At 72.6% G+C, this 17,804-nt stretch carries 16 protein-coding genes and 1 tRNA gene; 7 read left to right on the plus strand and 10 right to left on the minus strand.

Annotation, left to right across the window (positions count from 1 at the left end; genetic code table 11):
- Window positions 1–37 precede the first annotated feature (37 nt).
- The gene (locus BM385_RS18320) at window positions 38–892 is read left to right on the plus strand and encodes a helix-turn-helix domain-containing protein (protein ID WP_019432797.1); all 855 of its coding nucleotides are present in this window, start codon (window positions 38–40) and stop codon (window positions 890–892) included.
- A gap of 100 nt (window positions 893–992) precedes the next feature.
- Here BM385_RS18320 and BM385_RS18325 read toward each other — a convergent pair whose 3' ends face one another.
- The 4 genes from BM385_RS18325 to BM385_RS18340 form a co-directional block, all read right to left on the minus strand.
- The gene (locus BM385_RS18325) at window positions 993–1,640 is read right to left on the minus strand and encodes a DUF8010 domain-containing protein (protein ID WP_037755638.1); all 648 of its coding nucleotides are present in this window, start codon (window positions 1,638–1,640) and stop codon (window positions 993–995) included.
- Window positions 1,640–2,068, minus strand: a complete 429-nt coding sequence (locus BM385_RS18330; RefSeq protein WP_019432795.1) for an acyl-CoA thioesterase — start codon at window positions 2,066–2,068, stop codon at window positions 1,640–1,642. The genes BM385_RS18325 and BM385_RS18330 overlap by 1 nt, the downstream gene beginning before the upstream one ends.
- 13 nt (window positions 2,069–2,081) lie before the next feature.
- Window positions 2,082–3,746: an energy-dependent translational throttle protein EttA gene (gene ettA / locus BM385_RS18335; protein WP_019432794.1), complete on the minus strand. Its 1,665-nt coding sequence runs from the start codon at window positions 3,744–3,746 to the stop codon at window positions 2,082–2,084.
- Window positions 3,747–3,939: 193 nt separating this feature from the next.
- Window positions 3,940–5,355, minus strand: a complete 1,416-nt coding sequence (locus BM385_RS18340; RefSeq protein ID WP_026047252.1) for a thioester domain-containing protein — start codon at window positions 5,353–5,355, stop codon at window positions 3,940–3,942.
- Window positions 5,356–5,781: 426 nt separating this feature from the next.
- On the opposite strand from BM385_RS18340, the gene BM385_RS18345 reads away from it, so the two are divergent.
- The gene (locus BM385_RS18345) at window positions 5,782–6,645 is read left to right on the plus strand and encodes a DUF1684 domain-containing protein (protein WP_093843703.1); all 864 of its coding nucleotides are present in this window, start codon (window positions 5,782–5,784) and stop codon (window positions 6,643–6,645) included.
- A 199-nt stretch (window positions 6,646–6,844) separates the two neighbouring features.
- On the opposite strand, the gene BM385_RS18350 is transcribed toward BM385_RS18345, so the two are convergent.
- Together BM385_RS18350 and BM385_RS18355 are read right to left on the minus strand one after the other, a co-directional pair.
- On the minus strand, window positions 6,845–8,872 hold the full coding sequence (locus BM385_RS18350) for a GTPase (protein WP_019432791.1): 2,028 nt from the start codon (window positions 8,870–8,872) through the stop codon (window positions 6,845–6,847).
- Window positions 8,873–8,928: 56 nt separating this feature from the next.
- Window positions 8,929–10,569 (minus strand): GTPase domain-containing protein, encoded by a 1,641-nt coding sequence (locus BM385_RS18355; protein WP_078575894.1) that lies wholly within the window; start codon window positions 10,567–10,569, stop codon window positions 8,929–8,931.
- A gap of 246 nt (window positions 10,570–10,815) precedes the next feature.
- Here BM385_RS18355 and BM385_RS18360 point away from each other — a divergent pair.
- The 4 genes from BM385_RS18360 to BM385_RS18375 all read left to right on the plus strand — a co-directional run bounded on the left by BM385_RS18360 (window position 10,816) and on the right by BM385_RS18375 (window position 14,489).
- A tRNA-Arg gene (locus BM385_RS18360) sits at window positions 10,816–10,888 on the plus strand.
- A 474-nt stretch (window positions 10,889–11,362) separates the two neighbouring features.
- Window positions 11,363–13,264: a heavy metal translocating P-type ATPase gene (locus BM385_RS18365; protein WP_093843704.1), complete on the plus strand. Its 1,902-nt coding sequence runs from the start codon at window positions 11,363–11,365 to the stop codon at window positions 13,262–13,264.
- A gap of 44 nt (window positions 13,265–13,308) precedes the next feature.
- Window positions 13,309–14,016 carry an RDD family protein gene (locus tag BM385_RS18370; RefSeq protein ID WP_093843705.1) on the plus strand — a complete coding sequence of 236 codons (708 nt, stop codon included), beginning with the start codon at window positions 13,309–13,311 and terminating at the stop codon, window positions 14,014–14,016.
- A 68-nt stretch (window positions 14,017–14,084) separates the two neighbouring features.
- Window positions 14,085–14,489 carry a hypothetical protein gene (locus BM385_RS18375; RefSeq protein ID WP_026047249.1) on the plus strand — a complete coding sequence of 135 codons (405 nt, stop codon included), beginning with the start codon at window positions 14,085–14,087 and terminating at the stop codon, window positions 14,487–14,489.
- Window positions 14,490–14,716: 227 nt separating this feature from the next.
- Here BM385_RS18375 and BM385_RS18380 read toward each other — a convergent pair whose 3' ends face one another.
- Complete coding sequence (locus BM385_RS18380) at window positions 14,717–15,442, minus strand: alpha/beta hydrolase (protein ID WP_093843706.1); 726 nt, start codon at window positions 15,440–15,442, stop codon at window positions 14,717–14,719.
- Between the two features lie 159 nt (window positions 15,443–15,601).
- On the opposite strand from BM385_RS18380, the gene BM385_RS18385 reads away from it, so the two are divergent.
- Entirely contained in the window at window positions 15,602–15,985 is a 384-nt protein-coding gene (locus tag BM385_RS18385) for a winged helix-turn-helix transcriptional regulator (protein ID WP_093843707.1), read from the plus strand.
- 275 nt (window positions 15,986–16,260) lie between these two features.
- Here the strand turns inward: BM385_RS18385 and BM385_RS18390 are convergent, their stop codons facing one another.
- The 3 genes from BM385_RS18390 to BM385_RS18400 form a co-directional block, all read right to left on the minus strand.
- On the minus strand, window positions 16,261–16,497 hold the full coding sequence (locus tag BM385_RS18390) for a DUF397 domain-containing protein (protein ID WP_254791639.1): 237 nt from the start codon (window positions 16,495–16,497) through the stop codon (window positions 16,261–16,263).
- 146 nt (window positions 16,498–16,643) lie between these two features.
- On the minus strand, window positions 16,644–16,853 hold the full coding sequence (locus BM385_RS18395) for a DUF397 domain-containing protein (protein WP_078575892.1): 210 nt from the start codon (window positions 16,851–16,853) through the stop codon (window positions 16,644–16,646).
- Between the two features lie 8 nt (window positions 16,854–16,861).
- Window positions 16,862–17,755: a helix-turn-helix domain-containing protein gene (locus BM385_RS18400; RefSeq protein ID WP_343043580.1), complete on the minus strand. Its 894-nt coding sequence runs from the start codon at window positions 17,753–17,755 to the stop codon at window positions 16,862–16,864.
- Between the last annotated feature and the right edge of the window lie 49 nt (window positions 17,756–17,804).

The raw sequence follows: 17,804 nt of genomic DNA on the forward strand, positions 1-17,804 counted from the left end.
GCAGACTGATCCGGTCGCGGATGAGGAGGGCAGGCAGATGCCGCCGAGGGATCTTCCGAGCGCACGTGAGGCGCGGCTCGGGGCGGAATTGCGGAAGTTGCGGGAGCGGGCCGGGAAAGCGGCGCACGAGGCTGCCGCCTGGATCGGCACGGATCGCGCGAAGATGTCGAATATCGAATCCGGCCGGCGCGGTATCAGTGAGACACGGATCCGCCGGCTCACCGAGTTCTACGGCTGCGAGGATCAGCGGCTCATCGGGGAATTGTGCGCGATGGCCAGGGAACACCGGGGCGGGAACTGGTGGGACGCGTTCCGGGGCCGGGTGCCGCAGGGGAATGTGGACATGGCGGAGCTGGAGCATCACGCCACCCGGCTGCGGATGGTGCACATGCTGCTGGTGCCCGGGGTGTTCCAGACGCCCGGGTACGCGCGCGCGGTGATGGGGGGTTCGGTGCCGCCGCCGGACGAGGAGCTGCTGGCGGCGCGGGTGGCGCTGCGGATACGGCGCGGGGAGCTGCTGCGCGGGGAGGACCCGCCGCCGTGCCAGGCGATCATCCACGAGGGCGCGCTGCGGATGCGGTACGGGGGCCGCCGGACGGCGCGCGAGCAGTTGGAGCGGCTGCTGGACGTGGCGCACTGGCCCTCGGTGGAACTGCGGGTGATTCCGTTTTCCCGGGAGGACATTCCCGGGCACGGGCAGTCATTTCTCTATGCGTACGGCCCGGTGACCGAGTTGGACACGGTGGAGGTGGACACGCCTTTCGGCGGCGATTTCCTGCACGATGCCTCGGAGTTGGAGAAGTACCGGAAACTTCTGGAAGTTTCGGAGCGGATCGCGCTCGACGTGGTGGAGTCGCGGCAGCTGATCCGGTTCATCGCGCGCGAGATGTGACCCGGCGGCCGGGCCACCGGTGGGCCCCTCGCGGGGCCCTGCCGGAGGGCCCGCGCCGGACCGAAGTCAACCCGACGGCCGCCCGTCACCCGAACGAGCGTCAGCGCGGGGTGACGGTCAGCCCGGGGGTGGTGCTGCCGGGGCGGCGGACCGCGATGGACCCCAGCGGGGTGCGCAGCCGCAGCCACACGCCCCGGGCCAGCACCGCCGCCGGGGCGGCGGCGCGCAGGAAGCCCAGCGACCGGGCCGCGTGCACGGCCCGCAGCGGCAGCGGCGTGCCGGGCAGCGGACGGCTCCAGATCTCCTCGGCGAGCGCGTCCAGCGCCTCCCGGGTGCGCTCGGCGTCGGCCAGGGCCTCGGTACGCTTCCGGAACTCCGCCACCACGGCCTCGGCCGCGCCGCGCAGCCCGCCGTGCTCCAGCTCCGCCAGCGGCTCCCAGCCGCCGCGCGGGGGCAGCACCCCGGCCCAGGACGGGCCGGTCACCGGCGCCGGCACCCGGGCCGTACCGGCCGCCTCGTCGATCCCCTCCAGCAGCTCACCGGCGGAGACCGTGACATCGAGCCGCGCCGGCTCGGCCAGCCGCAGCGGCCGGATGGCCAGTACGCCGAACCGGGCCGGCCGGGCGAACACGCCCAGCACCGGACCGTCCGCCTGCAACCGGGCGGCGGCGGCCTTCTCCCAGCGCAGCAGCCGGGCGAGGAGGGCCGCCAGATCGGCGGCCTCTCCCCGCTCGGCGAGCGAGATCATCACGCGCCACCGCTCCCGCCGGCCGCGTCGTCCTGGTAGTGCCCGAGGAACCGGCGTTCCTCCTCGGTGATCCGGCGCGGCCGGCCCGCCTGGAGGTCGTAGGGCACGACCACCGTGGAGGCGCGCACGTACACCTGCTCCGTGTCCTTGATCTCGTAGGCCACGGTGACCGAGGCGCCGCCGAGCTTGGCGACCCACAGCTCGACGGAGACCGGCGCGTGCCGGTGCACCAGCGGGCGCAGATAGTCGATCTCGTGCCGTGCGACCACCGAACCCCCGGTGAACGCCCCGGAGTCGGCCTGCCGAGCCAGCCGGAACATGAAGTCGATCCGGGCCTCTTCCAGATACCGCAGGAAGATCACGTTGTTGACGTGCCCGAACGAGTCCATGTCCGACCAGCGCAGGGGGCACTCGTACACATGCCGCACGGCGTTCCGCCCCTCAGCCCCGGGTGAGCTTCTTGTAGGTGGCCCGGTGCGGACGGGTGGCCTCCGGGCCCAGCCGCTCGGCCTTGTTCTTCTCGTACGCCTCGAAGTTGCCCTCGAACCAGAACCACTTGGAGTCGCCCTCGTACGCCAGGATGTGCGTGGCGATGCGGTCCAGGAACCAGCGGTCGTGGGAGACGACCACGGCGCAGCCGGGGAAGTCCAGCAGCGCGTTCTCCAGGGAGGACAGGGTCTCCACGTCGAGGTCGTTGGTCGGCTCGTCGAGGAGCAGGAGGTTGCCGCCCTGCTTGAGGGTGAGGGCCAGGTTCAGCCGGTTGCGCTCACCGCCGGAGAGGACGCCGGCCGGCTTCTGCTGGTCGGGGCCCTTGAAGCCGAAGGCGCTGACGTAGGCGCGCGAGGGCATCTCGACCTGGCCGACGTTGATGTAGTCGAGTTCGTCGGAGACGACCGCCCACAGCGTCTTCTTCGGGTCGATGTTGGCGCGCGACTGGTCGACGTAGGAGACCTTGACCGTCTCACCGGTCTTGATGTTCCCGGAGTCCGGCTGTTCCAGACCCATGATCATCTTGAACAGGGTGGTCTTGCCCGCGCCGTTGGGGCCGATCACACCGACGATGCCGTTGCGCGGCAGCGTGAAGGTGAGGCCGTCCACCAGCACCTTGTCGCCGAACGACTTGTGCAGATCGTTCACTTCGACGACGACGTTGCCGAGCCGCGGCCCCGGCGGGATCTGGATCTCCTCGAAGTCCAGCTTGCGGGTCTTCTCGGCCTCCGCCGCCATCTCCTCGTAACGGGCGAGACGGGCGCGGGACTTGGCCTGCCGGCCCTTGGCGTTGGAGCGGACCCACTCCAGCTCGTCCTTGAGCCGCTTGGCGCGCTTGGCGTCCTTCTGGCCCTCGACCTTGAGCCGGGTGGCCTTGGTCTCCAGGTACTTGGAGTAGTTGCCCTCGTAGCCGTGCAGCCGGCCCCGGTCCACCTCGCAGATCCACTGCGCGACGTTGTCCAGGAAGTACCGGTCGTGGGTGATGGCCACCACGGTGCCCGGGTACTTCGCCAGGTGCTGCTCCAGCCAGTTCACCGACTCGGCGTCCAGGTGGTTGGTGGGCTCGTCCAGCAGCAGCAGGTCGGGCTGCTCCAGCAGCAGCTTGCACAGCGCCACCCGGCGCTTCTCGCCACCGGAGAGGTTGGTGACCTGCCAGTCGCCGGGCGGGCAGCCCAGGGCGTCCATGGCCTGCTCCAGCTGGGCGTCCAGGTCCCAGGCGTTCGCGTGGTCCAGCTTCTCCTGAAGCTGTCCCATCTCCTCCATGAGCGCGTCGGAGTAGTCGGTCGCCATCAGCTCGGCGATCTCGTTGAACCGGTCGAGCTGGCCCTTGACCTCGGCCACGCCGTCCTGGACGTTCTCCAGCACGGTCTTGGACTCGTCCAGCGGCGGCTCCTGGAGCAGGATGCCCACCGTGTAGCCCGGCGCGAGGAAGGCGTCGCCGTTGGAGGGCTGCTCCAGCCCGGCCATGATCTTCAGCACGGTGGACTTACCCGCGCCGTTGGGGCCCACGACACCGATCTTGGCCCCGGGCAAGAAGCTCAGGGTGACGTCATCGAGGATCACCTTGTCGCCGTGCGCCTTGCGCGCCTTGCGCATGGTGTAGATGTACTCAGCCAACAGAAACCGTCCGGCAGATCAGTGAAGGGGCGGAAGAGTGGATGCGTCCATCCTGCCGCATGGCATGCCCCGGGCGGAAACCGGACCGGGGCGCGGGACGCGGAAGGGGCGGGCCCCCGCGGGACCCGCCCCTGTGCGCGCGTACGGCGGTGTTCACCGTACGTAGCGGTTCTGCTCGCTCAGCTCACTCGGCTCACTCAGCGGCGGAACCGGCGCTCCGCTTGCGCAGGAAGAACACCGCGCCACCGCCGACGGCCAGCAGGGCCACGGCGACACCGGCGATCATGCCGAGGTTGGAGCTGGAACCGGTCTCGGCCAGGTCCGGACCGCCGTTGCCACCGGTGGTGTCCGGGGTGGGCTCGTTGTCGGCCGGGGTCTCGGGCTCGGGCTCGGCGATGGGCTCCTCACCGGCGGTCTCGCAGTTCAGGACACCGGTGAAGACCCAGGGCTCCTTGCCCTCCAGGTTCTCGACGGTGATCTCGTACGCCTGGCCGTTCTCGACCGGGACGATCACCTGCTGCTCGGCACCGGGGGCGATCTCGTAGGACTCGCCGTCCAGCTCGAAGGTGAAGGGCTGGTCACCGTCATTGGTGACGTTCAGCCGCACGCCGCCCTCGACGCAGACCTCCTCGGCGGTGATCGCCGGGTTCGGGCCCTCGCTGGCCCAGTGGACGGTCGCGCCGGAGCTGACGGAGGACTCGGAGGACCCGGCCAGGATCATGGTCTGGGTCCGGACGTCGATACCGGTGAGCACACGGCCGACCGGCACCGGGGAGGTGGCGGTGGCGGTCAGGGAGGCGGAGCCGTCCTCGGCGCCCTCGGGCACGGAGAAGAACAGCTCGGTGCCGTCGGTGACCGGGGTGGACTCGGTGACGGTCTCACCGTTCGCGTCGACGACGGTGACACCGGCAGCGGCGGCGGCCGGGTCGGTGGAGATGACCACGGAGTCGGCGCTGGTGTGGACGGTGATCGGGTCGGAGAGCCCGCCCGGCTTGGCCGTGACCTCCTGCGGGGACAGCCCCAGCGAGGCGCGCGGCTCCTCGACGGCCTGGGCGTTCTCGCCGAGCCAGTCCGCGAGCTTGGCGGCGTTCTCGTCCTTCGGGGTGGCCTCGACGCCGTCCGACAGCTCCCAGATGGCGGCCTGGGTACCGGCGGCAGCCTGCTTGTCGGTCAGCGAGTTCGCGCCGGCCGCCTCGGCCAGGGCGTTGAGGTCATCGACGGCCGGGTAGGAGTTCTGCAGGATCCAGTGGATCTTGGCGGCCTCGTCCGGGATGTCGTGCAGACGCGAGGAGTTCCAGTCGGTCTCCTTGTACTTGGCCTTCGGCGAGGTGGGCGTGCCGAAGTCGATGCAGTACGTCTTCAGGGTGCCGCCGTCGTCCGCGTTCAGGTAGAACAGACCACCGCTGTAGGTGTTGGTCCGTCCGTCCTTCGTCACGTCGATCTTGTCGCTGACCCGGAGCCCGTCCAGCGTGGCGGTGGCACCACCGTTGCCCGGGGTCTGGTCGGCGAGGGCCGGGCCGGCGGTGGCCAGCACGCCGGCGGCGGCGAGCCCGGTGGCGACGGCGGTAGCCGCAAGGCGGGCGGCGACCCGCTTGCGTGCAAACATCATGTAAGTCCCCTCCACGGCGATCACGGGGGCGCGCAGCCGCACTTGAGGCGGCACGCTCATCAACTTCCCCGTGCGTACTGCCGGATCGTAGAGAGGCAGTCGCTCTATGTCCCCGTCCGTAGACAGTCTTAAGCCTTCCGACGTGGAATCGTTACCTCGGAATCGCGCGGAATGGGAACAATCACGGCACCCGCCCGACCGCCCGGTCGGAGCGGCCCGGGCACCGGCCGCCGGTGCCGGGTGTGGCGGACGTCCTTGACGAAACGGGGCGTTCCGGCCCAGGGTCGTCCGCATGCGCGCAGCCGCCCTGACGTCCCGTCGGCACATCGACCTCGGGCGGGTCACCACGGCCTCCTGTCCGGCCTGACGCCGCCCCGGCGACCCCGGCCCCCGCCCGTACCCCACTCCCCCGACCGGAGACCCGCTGTGCCGAACCCGACCCTGCCCCCGAACCCCCCGCACCCCGACCCCGGCTCCGGCTCCGACCCCGAGGCGTTCGTCCGCGACTGGACCACCTGGCGCCGGGCCCGCGAGCGCTCCCTCGCCGCCCCGCACGGCTTCCTGGCCATCACCAGCATGCGCTGGCTGACCCCCGAGCCCACCCGGTTCGACGACGCGCCCGGCGCCTGGTCCACCGGTGACGACGGCGCGGTGCTGGTCACCCTCGCCGACGGCGAGACGCTCACCGTGGACGGCGAGCCCGTCCACGGGCGGCACCGGTTCGACGCCCTGGCGGACGGCGGCAGCGTCTTCCCCGTCTCCGGCGATCTCGTCATCGAGGTGGCCCGGCGCGGCGGGCAGGCGTTGCTGCGCCCCCGGGACCCGGCGAACCCGCTGCGTACCGGCTTCACCGGTACCCCCGTCTTCGCCCCCGACCCGGCCTGGGCGCGGCCCGGCCGTTTCCTGCCGTTCGACGCGCCGCGCCCGGTGACGGTCGGCGCGGTGGTGGAGGGGCTGGAGCATGTGCTGGAGGCGCCGGGGCAGGTGGAGTTCGAGCTCGACGGCGCGGCCCACCGGCTCACCGCGTTCAACGGTGGCCGTCCCGGTGCGCTGTCCGTGCTGTTCACCGACGCGACCTCGGGGGTGAGCACGTACGCGGCGAACCGTTCGCTGTCGATCGAGCCGCCGGACGCGGAGGGGCGGGTGACCGTCGACTTCAACCGGGCGGTCAACCTGCCCTGCGCGTACACCGATCTGGCGACCTGCCCGCTGCCGCCGCGCGAGAACCGGCTGGCGCCGGCCGTCGAGGCCGGTGAGCGGCTGCCGCTGGAGCGCGGCGGGAGGCCCTGAGCGGGGCGGGGCGGCGGGCCCCGGTGGTGCCCGCCGCCCCGCGCGTGGCCGGTACGCGACCGCTGCGTGGCCGTCGCGCCTCGCGCGGGCTGCCGGTCCGCACGACCCGGCCGCTGACCTGCTGCGGGTTGATGCCGAGAGTGCGCGCCGCACCCATCCTTTGCCCGGCCGCGGCGGGACGGGTGCGGCGCCTGTGTCCTCAGCTCTCGGACAGCACGGCCGGGGGGATCGGGTCGTCCGCCGAGCCGGTCGGGGAGGCGGCGATCGCGTACTGCTCGCGGACCTCCCGGTAGCGCAGCAGTTCCGCCGCCACCGGTTCCAGGACGTGGCTCTGGCCGGCCTCGGCGGCCAGTCTGCGCAGCCGCCACTCCTCCTTGCGGCCCCAGCTGTGCGCCGGGCCACGGGCGGCGAGCCGGCAGGTCCAGGCCAGCAGCGGGCCGCCGACCGAGCCGCCGAGCAGCAGCGCGAGGGGCAGCCAGCGGCCGGCGACGGGGAAGCCGATCAGCGCGGCGAGCAGCCAGCTCACGCCCAGCAGCTGGGCGGCCAGCAGCATCGCCTGGCCGAACGCGGCCACCGACCACCAGCCGGGCCGGGGCAGTTGGAGGGCCGGGGCGGCGGGGCCGGTCGGTACGGGGGGCGCGGGGACGGTACCGGGCGGCGGCTTCAGCACGGTCAGTTCGGGCTGCCGGTGCCGGGCGAACCAGCGCCGGCCGCGCCCGGCGGCGGCGACGGTCCGCCCCGGCTTCTCCGGCCGCGTCTTCTCCTCCTTCCCCTCCGTCCCCTGCGTCCCCGGGTTCCGCTCCGCTGTCCCCTTCTTCTTCTGTCGCGATGTCGACATGTCGCCGTCCTCCCGGGCCGGCGGGCGGGCCAGCGCCGTCTCCAGCGCGCGCGGCAGCCCCTGCGCGCCGCGCCAGGCGGCGTCGTGGACGGCCGTGGACCACGGCAGCGGCAGCCCGTGCGAGGCGTCCTCGGCCAGCTCCCGTACCGCCTGTTCCAGCGCCGGACGGGAGACGGCGGGCGGCGGGTCGCCGGCCAGCCGCCGGGCCAGCAGGGCGGGCGGCTCGCCGCGCCGCTGGGCCTGCCGGAACGCCATCCGGCGGGCCAGCTGCGCCCACGGCGTGCCGCAGGCGCGGTCGGCGCGCCGCAGCCAGCCGCGTTCGGCGGCCTGCCCGGCGGCCTGGGCGCCGACGGCCAGCGCCAGCCGTTCCTCGAAGTCCTCCCGGGTGCGCTGGGTCAGCCCGGCCGGGGATTCGGCCTCCTCGCCCACGTACAGCGGGCGCAGGCGGCGGGCGACGCCGTCGACGTCCGCCGCGATGCGCTTGGCCGCCGCGCTCCGGCCGCCGACCAGGTCGCCGACGAGCTGCCGCAGTTCGGGCACGCCCTGCCCGGTGAGCGCGGAGACGGCCAGGACGCCCGCGCCCGGTTCGCCGTGCTCGCTGAGCGCGATGCCGCGCTCGTCCAGCAGCCGGCGCAGATCGTCCAGGACGGCGTCCACCGCGTCGCCGGGCAGCCGGTCCGCCTGGTTGAGCACCACGATGCTGACCTCGGCGTGTCCGGCGAAGGCCCGCAGATAGCGCTCGTGGAAGACGGCGTCGGCGTACTTCTCCGGGTCGACCACCCAGATCACCGCGTCCACCAGGCCGAGCAGCCGGTCCACCTGTTCGCGGTGGTCGGGGGCGATGGAGTCGTGGTCGGGCAGGTCGAGCAGGATCAGGCCGCGCAGCGCCGGGTCGGGGACGTGGGCGCGGCGCCGGGCGCGGACCGGGATGGCCAGGCGTTCCAGCAGCCCGTCGCCGCCGCGTCCCTTGCCGGCGGGCCAGCTGCACGCGACGGCGTTGGCGGTGGTGGGGCGGCGTACCCCGGTCTCGGACAGGTTGGCGCCGGCCATGGCGTTGAAGAGGGTGGACTTGCCGCTGCCGGTGGCGCCGGCGATGGCGACCGTGGTGTACGTCCTGGGCAGCCGGTCCCGGGCGGCGGCCTCGTCCAGGACCTTGCCGGCCTCGGCGAGCACTCCGGCTTCGAGGCGGGCGCGGGAGAGGCCGATCAGCTCGCGCAGCGCGCCGAGCCGGGTGTGCAGGGCCCGGTCCTCGGGGGCTTCGGCGCCGTGCGCGGGGGCGGGGACGGCGGTGGCGAGTTCGGTGCTGCGCCCGGGGGGCGCGTCGTCGATGAGCGCGCGGCGGGCGATGAGGCCGTCGTCCCAGCCGTTGCCCTGGGCTTCCGCCGTCATGGTTCTCTGCGGCACCGGCGGTCTCCTTGTCGTGGATCGGGTGGGGGCGGGCGGACTCAGGCCGCGGTGCGCAGCCGTTCCGCCTGGAGGGTGGAGAGGGCGGCGATCAGCTCGACCTGGGGCCGGGCGGTGATGCCGAGGTGGTGCAGGGGCGCGCCGCGCCGGTCGCGTTCCTCGCCGAGGACCTGGTCGACGCAGTCGCCGAGGATGCGGCGGCCGTTGTCGCGCATGCGGTTGGCGGCGAGGGTGCCGAGGACGCCGGCGAGGGTGTGCTGGGCGATCTGGGCTTCCTTGCCGCCGAGGAGTCCGGCGGCGAGCAGGGCGGCGAGTTCGCCGTCGTCGCCGGTTCTGACCCGGGCGGGGCCGCCGCGTTCGCCGATGACGGGGCCGCTGTGGCCGCCGGAGGCGGCGCGGGCCTCGTCGGCGAGTTCCTCCAGGCAGCGGCGCAGGCGGCGGACGCGGATGCCGACCCGTTCGCGGACCTCTTCGGGGGTGTCGCAGCCGCCGGGCGGGGCGCCGGGTTCGCGGCGCCAGGCGGCGGTGGTGTGTTCGTCGGCGGCGGCGACGGCCTCGGTGAGCAGGGCGGTGAGGGCGTCGGTGAGGGCGTCCAGGAGTTCGGAGCTGCTGGTGTCCTCGGGGAAGGCGGCCCAGTGGGCGCGGGCGGCGCCGGTGAGGACGCCGCCGGTGGTGAGGCACTGGCGGACCCGGGTGACGGATTCCTTGTACGCGCTCTGGAGCTGCTGGTCGAGCCGGACGGCGGTGGCGTACTGGGCGGCGGACGCGGCGGCCAGCGCGCCGACCGAGCCCTTGAGCGCGGCGAGCGCGCCGGTGGCGGTGCGGGCGGCGGCCCGGGTGCGGGCGGCGGGGCTCTGGGCCTGGTGGGCGAGCCATTCGCGCAGCGCGGCCACGGCGGTACGGGGCAGCAGGCCGTTGCCGCCGCCGGCGGATTCCGGCAGTTCGGGGACGGTGAAGCGGGGGATGTCGTCCAGGCCGGCCCGCTCCAGGAGGGCGGCGTAGTGCCGGGAGACCTCGGCGGCGATCTGGTGCGGCACGCGGTCGAGGACGGTGGCCAGGGTGACGTCGTACTCCTGGGCGCTGCGCAGCAGGTGCCAGGGCAGGGCGTCGGCGTAGCGGGAGGCGGTGGTGACCAGGATCCAGATGTCGGCGGCGCACAGCAGGTCGGCGGCGAGGTCGCGCTGGCCGGCGACGAGGGAGTCGATGTCGGGGGCGTCGAGGAGGGCGATGCCGGGGGGCAGGGTGCGGGTGGTCTCGGTGGTGAGTTCGCCGCGTTCCCGGTCGAGCTGGGGCAGGACGCGGTCGCCGGCGAACCAGTGCCGGTCGTCGGGGTGGCAGACGAGCACGGGGGTGCGGGTGGTGGGGCGCAGGACGCCGGCCTCGGTGACCGGGCGGCCGATGAGGGAGTTGACCAGGGTGGATTTCCCGGCGCCGGTGGAGCCGCCGATGACGGCGAGCAGCGGGGCGTCGGGGCGGCGCAGTCTGGGCAGCAGATAGCCGTCGAGCTGGGCCAGCAGCTCCGCCCGGGTGCGCCGGGCGCGGGGTGCGCCGGGCAGCTCCAGCGGGAAGCACGCGGCAGCGAGGCGCTCCCGCAGTACGGTCAGCGCTTCGAGCAGTTCGGGCCGTGCGTCCAAGATCGCCACATGCGAAGAATGCCCAATTTCACGCGGTTTCCAAAGCATATTCGCCCGAACGCGCCCGATTCCGGGTGGCAAACCCGGCTCTGTGGCATAACGAGTGCGCAACACCCCTCGCGGGAGCCCGCGAAATCGCTGCGCGCATCGCACTCGCCTGCGATTATCGGGGCTGCTTCACTGGATCTCCACACGACGGCGTCGCCGTGAAGCATCCGGGACGAACCTCGCGACGCTCTATCCTGTGCGTCGAGGTCAGCGAGGGCATCCGTCCCGGGCCGTGCCGGAGTCCATGCCCCCGTAGCTCAGCGGATAGAGCAGGTGCCTTCTAAGCACTTGGCCGCAGGTTCGAGTCCTGCCGGGGGCGCTTGCCTCGTACCGGCGTTTCCGCAGGTCAGAGCGGGTGCCACGGTCGTGTGGGGTGCCGCGTGGGGGCGCCGGCAAGCGGGGATCCGCCGCCGGTCCGCCCGGCGGGGAGGACGGCCGGACCGTGGTGGCGGCCGGCTCACCCGATGCGTACGCCGCGGGTCACGGCCCGCGTGCCCGGGGTTACGGATCTTCACCCACGCGGCCACCGGGGCGGCCGGGACGGTCGGGGCGGCCGGGGCGGAACGGGACACGGGTGGCCATCGGCCGGTGGATCGGGTTGGATGCCCCCGAGCACCGGACCGCCGCGCACACCACCGCCGGGAGGCCGCGTCGGATGCCGCTCCGGCCTCCGCGCCGGCCCCGTCCAGCGAGGCCCGGAGCGCCTGAGTCCCGACCCCCGGGCACCTCGCTGTGACCGGCGTCACCTCCCCCGCGCCCTGTGGCCGCCCCGGCATGGCCTATATATGAATAGGTGTTCACGTCTACGTATGTACGGCTCCCCGAGGCGCGCTGGGCGCTCGCCGCCCTGCTCCTCTTCCTCCTCGCCCTCCCCACCCACCTGCTCGGCGCACCCGCCTGGCTCTGGGGCCCGCTCTACGCCGCCACCTACGTCTGCGGCGGCTGGGAACCCGGCTGGGAAGGGCTCAAGGCGCTGCGCGAGAAGACCCTGGACGTGGACCTGCTGATGGTCGTGGCCGCCCTCGGCGCCGCCGCCATCGGCCAGGTCCTGGACGGGGCGCTGCTCATCGTCATCTTCGCCACCTCCGGCGCCCTGGAGGCCATCGCCACCCACCGCACCGCCGAGTCCGTCCGCGGTCTGCTCGACCTCGCCCCCGCCACCGCCACCCGGCTGCGGCCCGGCGGCGACGGCGAGGAGACCGTGCCCGCCGACCGCCTCGCCATCGGCGACACCCTGCTGATCCGGCCCGGCGAACGGATCGGCGCCGACGGGCTGGTCCTCTCCGGTGAGAGCGAGGCCGACCAGGCCACCATCACCGGCGAACCGCTGCCCGCCGCCAAGGCGCCCGGCGACGAGGTGTTCGCCGGCACGGTCAACGGCACCGGCGCGCTGCGGGTGCGCGTCACCCGCGACCCGGCCGACTCCGTCATCGCCCGGATCGTGAAGATGGTGGAGGACGCCTCCCGCACCAAGGCCCCCACCCAGTTGTTCATCGAGAAGATCGAACAGCGCTACTCCTGGGCGATGGTCACCGCCACCCTCGCGCTGTTCCTCATCCCGCTCGCCCTCGGCGCCGCCCTCGACGCCACCCTGCTGCGCGCCATGACGTTCATGATCGTGGCCTCCCCGTGCGCCGTCGTGCTGGCCACCATGCCGCCGCTGCTGTCCGCGATCGCCAACGCCGGACGGCACGGCGTCCTCGCCAAGTCGGCCGTCGTCATGGAACGCCTCGCCCAGGTCGACGCCGTCGCCCTCGACAAGACCGGCACCCTCACCGAGGGCACCCCGCGCGTCACCGCGCTGCGCCCGCTGCCCGGCAGCGGACTCGACGAGGACGCGCTGCTCGCCCTCGCCGCCGCCGCCGAACACCCCAGCGAACACCCCCTCGCCCGCGCCATCACCGCCGCCGCCCGGGAACGCGGCCTCGTCCTCGCCGACGCCACCGCCTTCAGCTCCGCCCCCGGCACCGGGGTCACCGCCACCGTCAAGGGCCAGGAGATCCGGGTCGGCGCCCCGGCCCGGCTCCTCCCGGACGACGACCCCACCGAGTTGGAGAAGGAGGGACACACCGTCGTCGTGGTGCTGCGCGACGGCGACCCGGTCGGGTACCTCGGCCTCGCCGACCGCCCGCGCCCCGGCGCCGCCGCCACCGTCGCCGCGCTCACCGCGCACACCGGCCGTCCCCCCGTCCTGCTCACCGGCGACAACGCCCCGGCCGCCCGCCGGCTGGCCGACGAGGTCGGCATCACCGAGGTACGGGCCGGGCTGCTGCCGCAGGACAAGGCCGCCGCCGTACGGGAGTGGGAGAGCGCCGGCCGCAAGGTGCTGCTGGTCGGCGACGGCGTGAACGACGCCCCCGCGCTGGCCGCCGCGCACACCGGGGTGGCGATGGGCCGGGCCGGCTCCGACCTCGCCCTGGAGACGGCCGACGCGGTGGTCGTCCGGGACGAACTCGCCACCCTCCCCGCCGTCCTGCACCTCGCCCGCCGCGCCCGGCGGCTGGTCATCCAGAACCTGGTCATCGCCGGGACGTTCATCGCCGTCCTGGTCACCTGGGACCTGGTCGGCCACCTCCCGCTGCCGCTGGGCGTGGCCGGGCACGAGGGCTCCACGGTGCTGGTCGGCCTCAACGGGCTGCGGCTGCTGCGCGAGTCCGCCTGGCGGCGGGCGGCGGCGCCCCAAGAAGGGCCCTAGGATGCGGAGTTGATCATCACAACACCACATCTTCGGGGGACACCATGGCCCAGCAGGACCCGGCTCCACCGCCCGCCCGCGCCCCGCGCACCCGCCGGCTGCTCGCCTGGCTGCTGGACTTCACCGTGATCCTCGCGATCGCCGCGCTGCTCGGCTGGCTCACGTTCAACCGGATCAGCGCCAAACTGACCGGCGTCCCCGGCCTCGTGGGCATCTCCGCCTGGCAACTCGTCACCTCCGGCGGTGACCTGGTGGGCGCGGGCCAGGGCGTGGGCTCTTCGCTGTGGCGCTCCTCGGTGCGCGCGGTGTGGCAGGGGTTCGCCGGGCTGGTGGTGTTCGCGTTCGCCTACCGCTTCGCGTCCCTGGCGCTGATGGGCCGCACCCCCGGCCAGGCGCTGCTGGCGCTGCGCGTGACCGGCCGCCGCGACGGCGAGCGCCCCACCCGCGCCACGATGGCCACCCGGGCGGCGGCCGGCACCCTGGTGGACATCGGCTGGTACGCGCTGGCCTGCTGCCTGCTGGTGGGCGGCGCGATCGGCCTGTCGGTGCTGTGCTGGATCCTGGCGGTGGCGGTCTTCGGCCTCAGCGCGCTGCTCTCCCTGGCCGGACCCCGCCGTTCACTGGCCGACCGGGCGGCGGGCACCACCGTCGTCAGCGTCTTCCGCATCACGACCGTCTGGACCCGGCTGTCCGCCACCGTACGGCGCCGCACCCCCGACGAGGAACAGCCGCCGCTGGCCCCCGTCGCCTGAGCCCACATCACCCGCACGGCCCGGTGCGCTTCCCCGCGAACCGGGCCGCGCGGTCCTACGGTGCACCCGTGACGGCCACCGAACTGCTGCCCATCATCGCCCTCTTCTCCCTGGTCACGGTTGAATTCGGCGGGCACGCCCTGCTGCGCTTCATCACCGTGGACCGCACCGAACTCGGCCCGGCCCGCGAACAGTTCTTCCGCGCCGGCCACGCCCACGCCGGGGTCCTGCTGATCCTGTCGCTGGCGTACTTCCTGTATCTGGACCGCACCGACTGGGGCGGCTTCCTCCAGTGGCTGTTCGGCATCATGCTGCTGGCGGGCGTCCTCGCCCAGTCCGGCGGCTTCTTCCTCCACCTGGTCGCGGGCGCCCCCGAACGCACCACCCCCGGCACACACCTGACCCGCCTCGGCGCCCTGCTGATCGCTGCCGCGCTGATCGCCCTGGGCATCGGCCTGATCCAGGCCCTGTGAGGCCGGTCCGCCCCGGTCAGCCGAACCGCGCCTGCTGAAGGCCGGCTGTCCGGCCGGGGTGCGTCCGGATCCGGACGATGACGACGGAGGCGGTGGCGCCGCCCGCCGATGACCGGGCTGCGCCGGAAGGCGTCACGCTACCCGGCCGCCCCGCCGACAGGACGAGAGCGGCAGCGGCCGATTGCGGCAGCGATGGGCCACGTCCGCAGTTCGACGGCCGGAGGCGGTCAGAGGCCGACCCTCAACAGCAGTTCGCTCAGCCTGTCCGGCATGGTGATCATGCAGTCGTGCCCGGTCGGCAGCTCCCACACCTGGGCCGGAGAGCCATTGGGCTGCAGGGCGGGGACGGGTCGCCGGGCGATGCCTTCCGGCTTCACGGCGCAGTGGATGTGCGTGCGGGGAATCGCGTCCACGGCCGGGTTGTCCAGCCGCACCGGCTGCCGCAGGCAGCCCACCGGCTGATCGGTGAGCATCGTGCGCAGCCACGCGACGTCCGCCGGGTCGGTGACCCCGAACAGACCGAATGGCGGCGGCATCTCGGGCAGCGGCGGGATGCGCCAGCCTCCGCCGGACGCCTCGGCCCGCTCGATCAGTTGCCGGGTCATGGGCTGGACATCGATGGCCGCCTCGCCGTGTTCCGGGACCATCGCGTCCAGGTACACCATGTGTGCGATGCGTTCCGGGACGTCGTTGGCGACGGACGAGATCACCAGACCCGCGTAGCTGTGCCCCACGAGCGTCGCTTCGGTCAGTTCCTCCTTGTGGAGGAGCTTGACGATGTCCTCGACATGCGTGTCGAGCCCCACCTCGGGGCTGAGCAGGTGCGCCTTGTCGCCGTAGCCGGTGAGCGAAGGCGCGTACACGCGGTGTCCGGCCGACTCCAGGAGCGGCACCACCCGGTCCCAGCACCGGCCGCTGTGCCAAGCGCCATGGATCAGCAGAAACGTTGACATGGGGGAAACAGTCTTCCTATTCGGGGAGGGCGAGGCGCGGAGACATCATGGTTCCGATCCGTGCCTCGGTACCCTTTGAGAACCGATGTCATCGTGGTGCACCTGCCGCGTAAAGCGCAATAAGGCACATTTCGGTGCCCCGGTTCTCTGGAGGTAACCATGAACCCAGTCGACGGTGAGTCACGGCCGGCCCGTCAGGAGGACCCGTGCCGCACCCGCGAAGTGCTGGACATCGTCGGTGACAAATGGGCACTGCTGGTGGTGCGCACCCTCAGCCAGGGGCCGCGCCGGTTCACCGAACTCAAGCGAGCGATCGACGGAATCAGCCAGCGCATGCTCACCGTCACCCTGCGCGACCTGGAACGGGACGGAATCCTCACGCGGACGGTCCGCAACGTCATGCCACCGCACGTCAGCTATGAACTCACCCCGATGGGCACGACCCTTCGGGAGGCGACCGCGCCGCTACTGGAGTGGAGCGTCCTGCATCTCCCGCGTATCGACGCCGCCCGCGCCGCGTACGACGCCCGCCCGGACGCGTAGAGGCTGTGCCGCACGCGAACGGGCCCGGTACGCGTCCCCCGCCGCCCCCGCGCCGCCACGTCCTCCGCTCAGGCGTCCCCCTGCCCCCAGGTACGGCGCGGACGCGCGCGCCCGGTGATCGCCGTCAGTCATCCCCCCACTCCTCACCGGCTCCGGACCGCGCACCCTGTCGCGCTCCACGGTAGGTCTCCCGCCCGAGGGCGCCTGAAACCACAGCTCAAGAGGACGGCCCTCCCCATGGGTGTGGGAAGGGCCGGTTGCACGCCGGAGCGCAGCTACAGCGTTCCTTCGTTCACAGCCTGGCAGAAGGCACCCCACTGGCCGGCGGGGCAGCGCAGGGTTCCCTTGGCCGGGTCCTTCGAGTCCCGGACAGCGATGCCACCCGGCAGGCCGGCGACCTCGACACACGGCTCCCCGCCGGCACTGAACGACGACGTGTACCAAGCAGCGTCGCTGAGGTCGAAGGCATACAGATCGGCTTCTCGCAGCTTTCGCCGACTGCTCTGGAGCACCGGCTACGACCCGTACCACCGGATTCCTACCCGATGAGATCGGCCGAGTCACGGCACGAAAAGGCCATGACACGGGCGCTGTTGATGCACGTCTGCCGTCTCACCGGAGTCGGACAGCTCAAGGTGTGCGCACGTCTCGCGGCTGCTCAGGGGCCCAGTCGCGCGTTTTTCACTGCCCGTATGAAGTTGCCCCACGGGACCGGGCCGGACACAAGCGCTCCCCTGGCACGATCCTTGCTGTCTCCTACGGCGAGGAACCCTTCCTCCGTGAACTGCACCTCGACGCACTGGCCTCCGTTGTCGGCACTGTACGAAGAACTGCGCCACCGATGTGCGGGCAGGTTATGCCGGACCATGAGATCCCTCAGACTTCTCTCTCCAGGTCCCGCGAGAGTCGCGAGATGAGTGACATGGATTGCCGAGACGATAGGGCCGAGGCTCTGAGCTGGTCAAAGGCCCGGTGGTATCGCCCGACACTGGCATCGTCCTCCAGGTACAGGGCGCCGTCCAGGTAGTCCACGGTCACGACGTCCAGGTGCAGCGGGTCGGGGTAGGAATACACGCTGAAGCCACCGTCGAGTCCCGCGTGCCAGCCCTGGCCAAAGGGGATCACCTGAATCGACAGGTCCGGCGGGGAGTTGATCTCCAGCAATCGATCCAGTTGCCCCTTCAGGGCGGACGCGCCGCCGACACGTCGGTGCAAGACCGCCTCGTCCAGCAAACACACCAGTTGGGGCGCGGTTGCTCGACGGAGGATCGCCTGTCGTGCCATGCGCATCTCGACCCAGTGCTCGACTTCTGCCTCAGTAGCCGTCCTCTCCGCACTCCGGATGACCGAGCGGGCGTACTCGGTGGTCTGGAGCAATCCCGGCACCAGGAGTGGCTGAAAGGCGAGTATGCGAGCGGCGTCGTCCTCCAGGTCCATCCGTTCCTCGAAGTGCGGATGAAGGTCCTGGCTGTACTGATGCCACCACCCCTTGCGCCTGGTCTGCTTGGCCATGGCAACCATCGCGGTGACGACCTGTTCGTCGCTGACTCCGTACAGGCCGAGCAGGGCCTCCAACTCCAGTCGACGGATGGAGGCAAGGCCGTTCTCAATCCTGCTGATCTTGGGCTTGTCGGCGTCGATCCGGCGGGCTGCGTCTTCCATCCGTACACCGGCCGCCTCACGGAGTCGGCGCAACTTCCCACCAAGCCGCCTCAAACGCACGCGAGGCCGCGGACGTGCTGCCATGTCATTCGCTCCTTCGCCTGCCATCCGGAGGCCGAACCGGTGAAACCTCGGACACAGAGCGTATCTGCTTCCT

The sequence above is a fragment of the Streptomyces harbinensis genome, from assembly GCF_900116145.1.
Lineage (GTDB): Bacteria > Actinomycetota > Actinomycetes > Streptomycetales > Streptomycetaceae > Streptomyces > Streptomyces carpaticus.

What these genes read in the sequence shown, in the direction of transcription:
- BM385_RS18370 (WP_093843705.1), top strand. Translation starts at nt 13,309, where the DNA reads ATGGCCCAGCAGGACCCGGCTCCACCGCCCGCCCGCGCCCCGCGCACC.
- BM385_RS18355 (WP_078575894.1), bottom strand. Translation starts at nt 10,569, where the DNA reads ATGCTTTGGAAACCGCGTGAAATTGGGCATTCTTCGCATGTGGCGATC.
- BM385_RS18320 (WP_019432797.1), top strand. Translation starts at nt 38, where the DNA reads ATGCCGCCGAGGGATCTTCCGAGCGCACGTGAGGCGCGGCTCGGGGCG.
- BM385_RS18325 (WP_037755638.1), bottom strand. Translation starts at nt 1,640, where the DNA reads ATGATCTCGCTCGCCGAGCGGGGAGAGGCCGCCGATCTGGCGGCCCTC.
- BM385_RS18395 (WP_078575892.1), bottom strand. Translation starts at nt 16,853, where the DNA reads ATGGTCCGGCATAACCTGCCCGCACATCGGTGGCGCAGTTCTTCGTAC.
- BM385_RS18380 (WP_093843706.1), bottom strand. Translation starts at nt 15,442, where the DNA reads ATGTCAACGTTTCTGCTGATCCATGGCGCTTGGCACAGCGGCCGGTGC.
- BM385_RS18400 (WP_343043580.1), bottom strand. Translation starts at nt 17,755, where the DNA reads ATGGCAGGCGAAGGAGCGAATGACATGGCAGCACGTCCGCGGCCTCGC.
- BM385_RS18385 (WP_093843707.1), top strand. Translation starts at nt 15,602, where the DNA reads ATGAACCCAGTCGACGGTGAGTCACGGCCGGCCCGTCAGGAGGACCCG.
- BM385_RS18340 (WP_026047252.1), bottom strand. Translation starts at nt 5,355, where the DNA reads ATGATGTTTGCACGCAAGCGGGTCGCCGCCCGCCTTGCGGCTACCGCC.
- BM385_RS18350 (WP_019432791.1), bottom strand. Translation starts at nt 8,872, where the DNA reads ATGACGGCGGAAGCCCAGGGCAACGGCTGGGACGACGGCCTCATCGCC.